At 68.4% G+C, this 11,645-nt stretch carries 11 protein-coding genes; 2 read left to right on the plus strand and 9 right to left on the minus strand.

The window, feature by feature from the left end:
- Positions 1–225: 225 nt before the first annotated feature.
- Positions 226–555 (minus strand): hypothetical protein, encoded by a 330-nt coding sequence (locus ACKTSN_RS30000; protein ID WP_409471957.1) that lies wholly within the window; start codon positions 553–555, stop codon positions 226–228.
- 339 nt (positions 556–894) lie between these two features.
- Between ACKTSN_RS30000 and ACKTSN_RS30005 the strand changes: the two genes are divergently transcribed.
- Entirely contained in the window at positions 895–1,422 is a 528-nt protein-coding gene (locus ACKTSN_RS30005; RefSeq protein ID WP_409471958.1) for a universal stress protein, read from the plus strand.
- Positions 1,423–1,572: 150 nt separating this feature from the next.
- The gene (locus tag ACKTSN_RS30010; RefSeq protein WP_409471959.1) at positions 1,573–2,139 is read left to right on the plus strand and encodes a GPR1/FUN34/YaaH family transporter; all 567 of its coding nucleotides are present in this window, start codon (positions 1,573–1,575) and stop codon (positions 2,137–2,139) included.
- A gap of 148 nt (positions 2,140–2,287) precedes the next feature.
- Here the strand turns inward: ACKTSN_RS30010 and glmS are convergent, their stop codons facing one another.
- From glmS to ACKTSN_RS30050, 8 genes are all read right to left on the minus strand, one after another.
- Positions 2,288–4,105 carry a glutamine--fructose-6-phosphate transaminase (isomerizing) gene (gene glmS, locus ACKTSN_RS30015; RefSeq protein ID WP_409471960.1) on the minus strand — a complete coding sequence of 606 codons (1,818 nt, stop codon included), beginning with the start codon at positions 4,103–4,105 and terminating at the stop codon, positions 2,288–2,290.
- An 11-nt stretch (positions 4,106–4,116) separates the two neighbouring features.
- The gene (locus ACKTSN_RS30020; RefSeq protein WP_224737308.1) at positions 4,117–4,374 is read right to left on the minus strand and encodes a hypothetical protein; all 258 of its coding nucleotides are present in this window, start codon (positions 4,372–4,374) and stop codon (positions 4,117–4,119) included.
- Positions 4,375–4,449: 75 nt separating this feature from the next.
- A complete protein-coding gene (locus ACKTSN_RS30025) occupies positions 4,450–5,331 on the minus strand; it encodes a DUF4429 domain-containing protein (protein ID WP_409471961.1) in 882 nt (293 codons plus the stop codon).
- A gap of 116 nt (positions 5,332–5,447) precedes the next feature.
- Positions 5,448–7,217: an IucA/IucC family protein gene (locus tag ACKTSN_RS30030; protein WP_409471962.1), complete on the minus strand. Its 1,770-nt coding sequence runs from the start codon at positions 7,215–7,217 to the stop codon at positions 5,448–5,450.
- Positions 7,214–7,759: a GNAT family N-acetyltransferase gene (locus ACKTSN_RS30035; RefSeq protein ID WP_409471963.1), complete on the minus strand. Its 546-nt coding sequence runs from the start codon at positions 7,757–7,759 to the stop codon at positions 7,214–7,216. The genes ACKTSN_RS30030 and ACKTSN_RS30035 overlap by 4 nt, the downstream gene beginning before the upstream one ends.
- Positions 7,756–9,033 (minus strand): lysine N(6)-hydroxylase/L-ornithine N(5)-oxygenase family protein, encoded by a 1,278-nt coding sequence (locus ACKTSN_RS30040; RefSeq protein WP_409471964.1) that lies wholly within the window; start codon positions 9,031–9,033, stop codon positions 7,756–7,758. The genes ACKTSN_RS30035 and ACKTSN_RS30040 overlap by 4 nt, the downstream gene beginning before the upstream one ends.
- Entirely contained in the window at positions 9,017–10,483 is a 1,467-nt protein-coding gene (gene desA, locus ACKTSN_RS30045) for a lysine decarboxylase DesA (protein WP_409471965.1), read from the minus strand. The genes ACKTSN_RS30040 and desA overlap by 17 nt, the downstream gene beginning before the upstream one ends.
- Before the next feature lie 154 nt (positions 10,484–10,637).
- The gene (locus ACKTSN_RS30050; RefSeq protein ID WP_409471966.1) at positions 10,638–11,495 is read right to left on the minus strand and encodes a siderophore-interacting protein; all 858 of its coding nucleotides are present in this window, start codon (positions 11,493–11,495) and stop codon (positions 10,638–10,640) included.
- Between the last annotated feature and the right edge of the window lie 150 nt (positions 11,496–11,645).

Raw genomic sequence — 11,645 nt, forward strand, 5'->3', positions numbered from 1 at the left:
TTGTCGACTTGGCAACTTGGCGTAAAGCATTCGATCACGAAGCGTTGCACTCCCGGGCCGTGCAGGGAAGTGCGCCTTGTAGCAGTGGCCAATCCACGTAGGGTGCGCGAGCCCTCCAAGACCCTTTCCGTGCAGGTCAAACGAGGGGTGGGGGGTGCTTGGGGCTGGTGATGCACACCCTTGAGAAGTTGGCTGAAAAGATACGGGCGCGTGCGCGGAAACCGGTCAACCGGCCGGAGTATTTCCGCCTGACCGGCGTCCGCCCCGGTGCGCCCCCGGGCCGGTCCGGTGATGCCGGCCCCGCTGGGGCGCGCCCTCCTCGGCGAGCAGCCGGGCGCCGCGCTCCGAGCGGCGCAGCAGGAGCCGGCAGGCGGCGGTGACGGCCGCGAGACCGAGGGCGGTGCCGGCGGCGCCGGCCAGGGAGGTTCCGCACCAGAGCAGGACCACCGGGACGAGGACGCAGCTGAAGGCGGCCCAGCGGATCAGGTCGGTCACCGGGTCCGGGCCGGGCGGGGTCCCGGGGTGCGCCTCGGGGGGCGTGGGGGGTGCGGACATCGGGCTCCCTGTGGCGATGGTCACGAGGTTCAACGCCTGTTCGACCGGTCGGTCACTCCCGGCTCCGGGCGGGGCCTGATCCGGGTCGTCGCCGGGCGGAAGTCGCACCCTCATGTAATTGAATGCTGTGCAAACCGCCTGTACGGGGCAGCAACCATTGCGTTACGGGCGCCCCCTCGTGCATGCTCCGGGGAACCCGCTGCGGACGTGCGCGGGATCTGGGCTAAGGAGGCGTGCCGCCGTACCCTTGAGGGTATGGGGTTGGGAAGATGATTCCCGGACACAGCTCCGCCGCACACTGTCGTCCCTCCCATAAAGGATCACAACGCCGAGACAGCCATGGCCGGTCACGAATTCTTCGAACCCGCGGACCGCAAGCGGCCGGTCGCCGACCCGACGGCGGCCGATCCCCTGGCGGCGGAAGAGTCGCGCCATTCGTGCGACCCCGCCTTCAAGCACGGCGTCGTCGTCGGCTTCGACGGCTCGACCTCCAGTGAGCGCGCCCTCGCGTACGCGATCGGCATGGTCCAGCGCTCCCGTGCGGGCCTGATCATCGTCCATGTGGCCAACCGGCTGCCCACCACCGTGTGGGCCGGCTGCGAGCCACCCGTGTTCGTGGACGTTCCCGACCACCGGACCGAGGTCCTGGGGTTGGAACTCGCCTGCGCGGACTACCTCGCCGAGGTGCCCTGGATCCTGGTCGAGCGCGGCGGTGACATCTGCCACGAACTCGAGGAGGTCGGGCGGGAGTACGAGGCGGACGCGATCGTCGTCGGCTCCACGCACGGCATCGTCGGGCGCATCTTCGGCTCGGTCGCCGGGCGGCTCGCCAAGCGGGCCAAGCGGCCCGTCGTTGTGATTCCGTAACTCGCCGTTGGCCCAGGTGAGATGCCCGGTGGGCACGGCGAACTCCCTTTGTGCGCTGGACAAATCTACTCGCGCGTAGATGTGTTTGTGCCTTTGTGAAGGGCATATACCGGTCACCGCACAACTGCACATGCATGAAGGGAGCCCGCCGTGGACAATGACGTCTCTGCGGGAAGCGGAATCACTACCGTGGTCGGCCGACTCGCCCTGGGTATCACCCTGTTGGCCTTCGGGCTTGGCCACACCGGCGTGATCGACGGTGTGTCGGCTGCCGACGCCGTATCAATCGCCCAGTATGTGGGCGGCATTGCCCTCTTCGTCGCCGGGCTGATGGCCTTCCGTGAGCGGGACTCCGTCGGTGGTACGGCGTTCTCGGCGCTCGGTGCGCTGTGGTTCACGTGGGCCGTATCCGCCGACAACCAGGTATCCGCCAACGCGGCCGGGCTGTTCCTGCTGCTGTTCGCCCTTGTGGCGCTGTCCCTGGCGCTTGCCGGTGGCGACCAGCTCGGACAGGGGGCGTACGGTCTGTTCTTCGTCGCCCTGCTGCTCATGGCGATCGCCAACTTCGCCGACAGCGACGGTCTTGCCAAGGCCGGCGGTTGGTTCGCCGTCGCGGCGGGGGCGGTGGCCTGGTATGCGGCGACTGCGGCGTTGGCGCACTGGCCGACGGCTCTTCCGCGGCGCGCGGCGGGCCGGGGGGTGACGGCCACCGGTTAGCTGCGCAGGCTGGGGAGTTGGGCGGCTCCCCGGCGAACAGGGACGGACCCCCGTGTTCGGTGGCAACACCTGGGGGTCCGTCCTCTTTGTATGGCCTCTGGGGGTGCGTGGGGGCTTGTCGCGCAGTTCCCCGCGCCCCTTAGGCCAACTACTCGACCGTTACCGACTTTGCGAGGTTCCTGGGCTTGTCTATGTCCCTGCCCAGGGCCAATGCCGTGTGGTAGGCGAGGAGTTGGAGGGGGATGCCCATCAGGATCGGGTCCAGTTCGTCCTCGTTCTTCGGGACGACGATCGTCTGGTCGGCCTTCTCCTGTTCCTGGTGGGCCACCGCGAGGATCTTGCCGCTGCGGGCCTTGATCTCCTCCATCGCGGCGCGGTTCTTCTCCAGCAGGTCGTCGTCGGGGACGATCGCGACCGTCGGGAGGGCGGGCTCGATGAGGGCGAGCGGGCCGTGCTTCAGCTCCGAGGCGGGGTAGGCCTCGGCGTGGATGTAGGAGACCTCCTTGAGCTTCAGGGAGGCCTCGCGGGCCACGGGGTAGCCACGCACGCGGCCGATGAAGAGCATCGAGCGGGCGTCGGCGTAGTGCTTGGCCAGCTTCTCGATCTCCTCCTCCTGCTTCATGATCTCGGCGATCTGCTCCGGCAGCTTGCGCAGGCCCTCGATGATCCGCTTGCCGTCCCGGACGGACAGGTCGCGGGTGCGGCCGAGGTGGAGGGCGAGGAGGGCGAAGGCGACCGTGGTGTTCGTGAAGCACTTGGTCGACACCACGCAGACCTCCGGGCCCGCGTGCACATAGATGCCGCCGTCGGCCTCGCGGGCGATCGCGGAGCCGACCACGTTCACGATGCCCAGCACCCGCGCGCCCTTGCGCTTCAGCTCCTGGACGGCCGCCAGGACGTCGTATGTCTCGCCGGACTGCGAGACGGCGATGTAGAGGGTGTCGGGGTCGACGACCGCGTTGCGGTAGCGGAACTCCGAGGCCGGCTCGGCGTCGGCGGGGATGCGGGCCAGCTCCTCGATCATCTGGGCGCCGATCATGCCCGCGTGGTACGAGGTGCCGCAGCCGAGGATCTTCACGCGGCGGATCCGGCGTGCCTCGCGGGCGTCCAGGTTCAGGCCGCCGAGGTGCACGGTGGAGAAGCGGTCGTCGATGCGGCCGCGCAGCACGCGGTCCACGGCGTCGGCCTGCTCGTGGATCTCCTTGTGCATGTACGTGTCGTGGCCGCCCATGTCGTACGAGGCCGCCTCCCACTCGACGGTGGTCGGCTCGGCGGTGGTGCGGGTGCCCTCGGTGGTGTACGTGCGGAAGTCGTCGGCCTTGAGGGTGGCCATCTCGCCGTCGTCGAGGGTCACTATCTGGCGGGTGTGGGTGACCAGGGCGGCGATGTCCGAGGCGACGAACATCTCCTTCTCGCCGATGCCGAGGACGACCGGGGAGCCGTTGCGGGCGACGACGATCCGGTCGGGGAAGTCGGCGTGCAGGACGGCGATGCCGTACGTGCCCTCGATGAGCCGGAGGGTCTCGCGGACCTTGTCCTCCAGCTTCTCCGCCTGCGAGCGGGCGATGAGGTGGACGAGGACCTCGGTGTCGGTCTCGGAGAGGAACTCGACGCCGTCCGCCTCCAGCTTGCGGCGCAGGTCGGAGGCGTTGTCGATGATGCCGTTGTGGACGACGGCGACCTTGTTCTCGGCGTCGAGGTGCGGGTGGGCGTTGACGTCGGAGGGGGCGCCGTGGGTGGCCCAGCGGGTGTGGGCGATGCCGGTGGTGCCCTTGAAGCGGGCCGGCACCTTGGCCTCCAGGTCCCGGACCCGGCCCTTGGCCTTGACCATCTTCAGGCCGGCCGCCTTCGGGGACGTGACGACGATGCCCGCCGAGTCGTAGCCGCGGTACTCCAGGCGTTGCAGACCTTCCAGGAGCAGGGGGGCGACGTCACGCTTCCCGATGTATCCGACGATTCCACACATATACGTATTCCTCAGCCGTAGACGATGCGCCGGAGCTGCCTGAGCGTGAGCTCGGGCGGCGCCACCGCGCGATATTTCAGGTCCGCCTCGATCCGTTCGAAGATCGTCGCGTTCACCAGGCCCTGCGTCTGGAGCTCGCGGTGGCGGCGACGGACGTATTCCTCGGTCGTCTCGTCGAAGTAGGCGAGCACGTCCTGGATCACGCGCAGCGCCTCGCCCCGGCTGAGGGGCGTGGACCGCGTCAGATGATCAACGAGTTCGTCGTGCACCCGGTAGATCCTGGAGTACGGGAGACGGTTCCGCAAGAATCCTGCCCGTTTCCGGGCAGGAGCTGTGTGTGACCCTCACTGCATCCGTTTCAGGACCGCCTGCTTGGCCAGCGTGAACTCCTCGTCGGTGAGCACGCCCGAACGGTGCAGCTCGCCCAGCTCGCGCAGGCGGCGCAGCAGCGCGTCGTGGTCGTCCTCGGCGGCGGACGGCAGGGGGCGGGCGTCCTCGGGCTCCGGCTGTCGTACGTCCGTGGCCGCGGCGGGGTGCGGGAGCCGGGCCTGTACGGCCGCCGCGACCAGGGCCATCAGCGGGTCCTTCTTGAAGCCCCACAGCTCCACGGAGTTGGGGTCGTACTTCGGCGGGGCCTTGGTGGGGGCGTTCTTCACGGTGAAGCGGAGGTGGCCGTTCTCCAGGCCGGCCGCCGGATGCCACTCCACGGCCGCGATGTCGGTGACCGCCAGGACGCGGGTGCCGGCGGCCGACTTGGCGTCCTCCGTCTTCCAGTTCCACTCCAGGCGCACCTGCTCGCCGTCGAAGCTCGCGGTGCCGTCGCCGGCGGCAGCCGACAGCGGGACCGCCGGGCCCGGCAGCAGGTACTGGGAGACCGGGTCGGAGGGCACCTGGTCCAGTAGAAGGGCGTTGCGCACCTCGTCCACGACGTACTCGGCGACGCCGTAGCGGTCGGAGTCGACGATCAGCTGGTACGGGTCGTGGGGTTCGGTCAGCCGGCCGCCGGCCGCGTGCAGCAGCGGGTCGGCGCCGTCCCGCAGCCGCAGCCGGAGCCGTCCCGTCTTACGGCCGTGTTCGAAGGATATGCCTGCCAACGCCCCCAGGGGTACGACGAGTTCACCCAGCGCCTTGCGCAGCAGACTGACGTTCTTGTCCCGACCCGGGGTCAGCCGCAGGGCGTCGCCGTCGAAGACCCATGTGCCGTCCTTCTGGATGATTTCCACCATGAGGGGGATTGTTCCACCCGGCTCGCGAGAGAGTGGTCCACACCTGTCGGAGCTCAGGGAACGCTGACGGGCACCCCGGAGGACCGTACTCCGGGGTGCCCGTCCGTCCTTGTGTGTCAGAGCCCCGCGATGGGGTTCTTCAGGTTGCCGACGAGCTGGAGCGCGCCGGCCGGGTCCGCCAGGTCCACCATCTGCTTGTTGTTGCGCAGCTGGAGCCGGTTGAGGCAGGACAGCGCGAACTCGGGGGCGAACATGTCGTACTGCCGGAACTTGTCGGCGAGTTCGGGCATCGACGCCTGGTACTCACGGGTGACGTCGGCGACCGTGCCCCAGAAGTCGTCCTCCTCGAGGATCCCCTCGGTGGCGAGGTTCGCGGCGAGGAAGCGGAAGAAGCAGTCGAAGACGTCCGTGAAGATGGACAGGAGTTTCTTGTCCTCGGGGACGTCCACGCGCAGCCGCTCCACCGTCGGCGGCAGCACCGCGTCCGGGTCCATGACCGCGATCTCCTCGGCGATGTCCTTGTAGATCGCGCGCTCGACGGCGCCGTCCTTCAGGACGAGGATGACGTTCTCGCCGTGCGGCATGAAGACCAGGTCGTAGGCGTAGAAGCTGTGCAGCAGCGGGGTGAAGTACGCCCGCAGGTAGCGGCGCAGCCACTCCTTCGGCGCCAGCCCCGACTGCTCGATCAGCGCGCCCGCGAAGGAGGCGCCCTCGTGGTCGACGTGGACGAGGGAGGCCATGGTGGCCAGCGACTCGCCCTCCTGGAGGGAGGCGACCGGGCTCTCGCGCCACAGGGCCGCCAGCATCTTGCGGTACGGCGAGTAGCGGTCGGTCGCCTTCTCGTACTCCAGATGCCGGTAGCCGACGGCCGCGCGCTCGCGGATGATCGACAAGCCGGTGGACTTGAGCACCGGGTCGTTGTCGATGAGCTGGGCGAGCCAGTCGTTGATCGCCGGGGTGGCCTCCATGTAGGCGGCCGAGAGTCCGCGCATGAAGCCCATGTTGAGGACGGACAGGGCCGTCTTCACGTAGTGCTTCTCGGGGTGGGACCGGTTGAAGAAGGTGCGGATGGACTGCTGGGCCAGGTACTCGTCGTCGCCCTCACCGAGGCACACCAGGTATCCGCGCGCCACCTCGGCGGCGAAGGTGACGGTGAGCTTGTTCCACCACTGCCAGGGGTGGACGGGGATGAGGAGGTAGTCGGTGGGGTCGAGGTCCTGGTCGCGCAGGACGCCGTGGAAGCGCTCGACGGTCTCCTCGCCCAGTTCCTGCCGTACGAAGGACTCGTACTCGATGCCGACGCCCGCCGTGAACGCGGCGCGCGACTTGTGCGCGGCCAGCCACACCAGGCGGACCGGGTTCGCGGTCTCGGGGGCGTACGACAGGTACTCGTGGATGCCGAAGCCGAGCCGCCCGTTGTTGGCGACGAAGCAGGGATGGCCCTCGGTCATGCCGGTCTCGATGGCCTGGAAGCCGCTCTTCGCCAGCTCGGCGACCGGGATCTGCGGCTTGGTCAGCTTGTAGCAGGTGCCGGAGAGGGTGGAGGAGATCTCCTCCAGGTAGACGGGGAGGATCTCGTCGCTCAGGCCCAGGGACTTCTGCAGCTCGATGAAGAAGTCGAGGGCAGCGAGCGGGAGTTCGGCGCCGTCGCGGGTGCGGGTGATCGAGTCGGCGTCGACCTGCCAGTGGTCGAGGGCACGGCGGGTGGCGGTGAAGCGGTAGCGGGTCAGGCCGTCGTCGCTGCGGACGACGTACTCCTCCCCGTCCTGCTCCGGAGTGATCAGCCGCTCGTGCGCGAACTCGGCGAGCGCCTTGCGGATCAGGAGGCGGTTGGCCCGCGCCCAGCGGTGGGGGGACAGATGCGCTACGGCGTCGGACAGGGTCATACAGCTACTCCTCGGGCAGCCAGGCTGTGCCTATTAAAGAAGCGGTCGCGCGTGCAGAAGCTCAGCAGCGCGCGCTTCTCCGGCTTGTCGATCTCACGTACGGGCACGAAGCCGACGGCCTCGTTCAGCGCGTGCACGGCCTTGTTGCTCACGTCGGGCTCGACGACGACCCGGCGGGTGCTCGGGTCGGCGAACAGCTCCTTCATCACGGCGGTGATGACGGCCTTCGTGAAGCCGTGGATCGGCCGGTCGGTGGGGGCGACCAGGAAGTGCATGCCGACGTCGCCGGGCTCGGGGTCGTACAGGCCCACCAGTTCGACGTACCGGGGGTCGTACTTCTCCATCAGGAAGGCGGGCTCGCCGTCGTGCAGGCCGAGGTACGCGTGGTGGTGTTCGTGCGCGGCGATCCGCATGTACTCGCGCTCGACGTCCTGGAGTTCGGCGTCCTGCATCATCCAGAAGGCCGCCTTGGGGTGCGTGACCCAGGCGTGCAGGAGCTCCGCGTCCTTCAGCGGGTCGAGGGGGCGGAAAGTGAAGGTCATACGGCGAACTCCTGGAACGCGATGGTCTTCTCGACCGGGTAGTACTCCGAGCCGAGCAGCTCGCGGATGATGTAGCTGTTGCGGTACGCGCCCATGCCCAGGTCGGGGGACGTGATGCTGTGGGTGTGGACGCCGGCGTTCTGGAGGAAGACGCCTCTGCCGGTGACATCGACGGCGTAGTTGCGGGCGACGTCGAAGTTGCCCTGGGAGTCGTAGACGAGCCGGTCGCGGATCGGTGCCAGGAACTCCGGCTCGATGTACTTGTAGCCGGTGGCGAGGACCAGGCCCTGCGAGTTGATCTCGAAGTCCCGCTCCTGCTCCTCCTGACGGAAGCCCAGGGTGTACGTGCCGTTGTCGTACGACGCGCTGTTCAGGGACGAGTTGGTGAGCAGCCGCGTCGGGACCGGGCCGCCGAGGTTCTTCTGATAGAGCAGGTCGAAGATCTCGTTGATCAGGTCGCCGTCGATGCCCTTGAACAGGCCCTTCTGCTCGGCCGTGAGGCGGTAGCGCGTCTTCTCCGGCAGCACGTGGTAGTAGTCGATGTACTCCGGGGAGGTCATCTCCAGCGTGAGCTTGGTGTACTCGAGGGGGAAGAAGCGCGGGGAGCGCGTCACCCAGTTCAGCTGGTAGCCGTGGACGTCGATCTCGCTGAGCAGGTCGTAGTAGATCTCGGCGGCGGACTGGCCGCTGCCGACCAGCGTGATCGACTCCTTCTGCTGCAACTCCGCCTTGTGCTGCATGTAGCGGGAGTTGTGGAGGAAGTCGCCGCCCAGGTCACGGCAGGCCTCGGGGATGTACGGCGAGGTGCCCGTGCCGAGGACCAGGTGGCGGGCGCGGTACGTCTCGCCCTTCGCCGTGCGGACGACGTACAGGTCGTCCTCGTACGTCACCTCGGTGACCGTCGTGTTGAAGCGGACGCTGGTCAGTTTGTTCGCGGCCCAGCGGCAGTAGTCGTCGTACTCGACGCGCAGCGGGTAGAAGTTCTCGCGGATGTAGAACGAGTACAGCCGACCCTGCTCCTTCAGGTAGTTGAGGAAGGAGTACGGGGATGTCGGGTCTGCCAGGGTGACCAGGTCCGACATGAACGGCGTCTGGAGATGGGCGCCGTCGAGGAACATGCCGGCGTGCCACTCGAAGTCGGGCTTCGACTCCAGGAAGACCCCGTCGAGTTCGGCTATGGGCTCGGTGAGGCAGGCGAGGCCGAGGTTGAACGGGCCGAGCCCGATCCCCACGAAGTCGTAGGTCTTGTTCGTGGTGTCAGGAAGCGCGGTCAAGGGATTCTCCCAGGTACTGCTCGGCGTGGCCGGCGATCAGATCGAGGACGGCGGCGATGTCGGACGCCTTCGTCTCGGGGTTGAGCAGGGTGAACTTCAGGTAGTGACGGCCGTTCACCTTGGTGCCCGCGACGATGGCCTCGCCGGAGGCGAACAGGGCCTTGCGGGCGTAGAGGTTGGCGCGGTCGATCTCGGCGGGGTCGGTGACGGCCGCCGGGATGTAGCGGAAGACCAGGGTGGACAGGGTCGGCTCGACGACGACGTCGTAGCGCGGGTCGGCGGCGAGCAGTTTCCAGCCCTCCTCCGCCAGGTCGCAGACCTCGTCGAAGAGCTGCCCGATGCCGTCGGCGCCCATCACGCGCAGCGTCATCCACAGCTTGAGGGCGTCGAAGCGGCGGGTGGTCTGGAGAGACTTGTCGACCTGGTTGGGGATACGTTCCTGCACCATGCGGCGCGGGTTGAGGTACTCCGCGTGGTAGGTGGCGTGGCGCAGCGTGGCCGCGTCGCGGACCAGGACCGCCGACGAACTCACCGGCTGGAAGAAGGACTTGTGGTAGTCCACGGTGACCGAGTCGGCGCGCTCGATGCCGTCGAGGAGGGCGCGGCGGGTGAGCGAGGTGAGCAGTCCGCAGCCGTAGGCGGCGTCGACGTGCATCCAGGCGCCGTACTGGGCGCACAGTTCGGCGATCTCCGGCAGCGGGTCGATGGAGCCGAAGTCGGTGGTGCCGGCGGTGGCGACTACTGCCATGGGGACGAGACCGTCCCTCTTGCAGCGCTCCAGCTCATGGGCGAGCGCGACCGTCTGCATGCGCTTGTCGTGGTCGACGGGGACGGAGACCACGGAGTCCTGGCTCAGGCCGAGCAGTTTCGCCGACTTCTTGACGCTGAAGTGGCTCACCTCGGAGGCGAAGATGCGCAGTTTGGCGAAGGAGGCCCCTTCTTCCCACCCTGCCCGCCCTGGCTTGGCCTCCTCACGGGCCAGCAGCAGCGCCTGGAGGTTGGACTGGGTGCCGCCGGAGGTGAACACACCGTCGGCGGCCGGGCCGAGGCCGATGCGCTCGGCGGTCCAGTCGATGAGCTTGCGCTCGATGAGGGTGCCGCCGGCCGACTGGTCCCAGGTGTCGAGGGAGGAGTTGACGGCGGAGAGGATCGCCTCGCCGAGCACGGCCGGGATGACGACCGGGCAGTTGAGATGGGCCAGGTAGCGGGGGTGGTGGAAGTAGATCGCGTCCCGGAGGTAGACGTCCTCCAGTTCGTCCAGGACCGCGGCGGTGTCGTGCAGCGGCTTGTCGAGGTCGATCTGCTCGATGCGGGGAGAGAGTGCGTCGACCGTGACGCCGGTGAACGGACGGGTGGTGGTGGCGAGTTTGGCCGCCACCCGCTCGACTCCCTCGGTCACGGAGCGGCGGTACTGCTCCGCGGTCGTGTCATTGAGCAGGTGCGAGCGCATGTGGGGGTCCTCCGGTGGGGACGGTCCGTGCGGACGGAAGGGGTGGAACCCGGCCGGTACCAGTCGGAACCGCGGCTTCAACTTAGGTTAGCCTAAGCTAAGTAACTCTGGCGAAACGCGGGCCCGACCGTAACTTCCGTCACGTCGAACGGGGTTACTCGCCCCGCTCGCGCAGCTGCTCCTCGGTCAGCCCCTGCCGCCAGTAGCCCACGAACGTGACCCGACGGCGGTCGATGCCGCGTTCGCCGACGAAGTGCCGGCGCAGCTGCTTCACGCAGGACGACTCGCCCGCGATCCACACGTACGGGTGCTCGGCGGGCGGGAGTTGGGCATCCCTGAGCGCGGCGAGGGCCATGGGGGACCCCTCGCCGCGCGACTCGTCCTGGACGAGCCAGGTGACCTCGGCGTCGGCCTCGGTCACCAGGTCCTGGATGTCCTCGGCATGGTGCACCTCCAGCCAGACCCGGGCGCGGGTGCCGGCCGGCAGCGACTCGAGGATGGCGGCGGCGGCCGGTACGGCGGTCTCGTCACCCCAGATCACCACCAGGTCGGTGTCCTCCGGCGGCCGGAACCGGATCGCCCGGTTGTCCGCGATCGCCGGGCCGAGCAGCAGGACCCGGTCACCGGCGGCGGCCCACGCGGCCCATCGGGAGGCGGGACCGGCGGGCACGGCGGCGTCGGCTTCGACACCGTGGAGCACGAAATCGATGTCGATCTCATCGGGGTCGCGGCGCAGCGCCCGAAGCGTGTACGAACGCATCACCGCCCGTACGTCATCGGGCAGCGCGCGCCAGCCCTGCCACCAGTGATCACCGAGCTCGATGGGCACCTGCGGCTCGCTCTGCCCCGGGTGGGGCAGGAACAGCGACAGGGACTGATCACGCCCGTCGGAGTGGAAGTCCCTCAGGTCGGTCCCGGCAAAGGTGACCCGGACGAGAGACGGCCCGAGTCGCCTCGTCCGTACGACGTGAAGAGAGAAGAAACGGAACGGGGCGGCTACGCCGGTCGACATCAAGGCTCCTGAGTTGCCGTCAGGGAATTTTTCCGAGGGGCGGTTGGGCAACGCCCTCAGGGGCGCGGGGCTGTGTCAATATGCGGCTCCTCCCCCCTCTCGGCTTCGCTCGAGCGGGGGGACCCCCACCGTGGGCGCGACCAGCCACAA

It is taken from the genome of Streptomyces flavusporus, assembly GCF_046267975.1.
In the GTDB taxonomy this organism is placed as follows: Bacteria; Actinomycetota; Actinomycetes; order Streptomycetales; family Streptomycetaceae; genus Streptomyces; species Streptomyces flavusporus.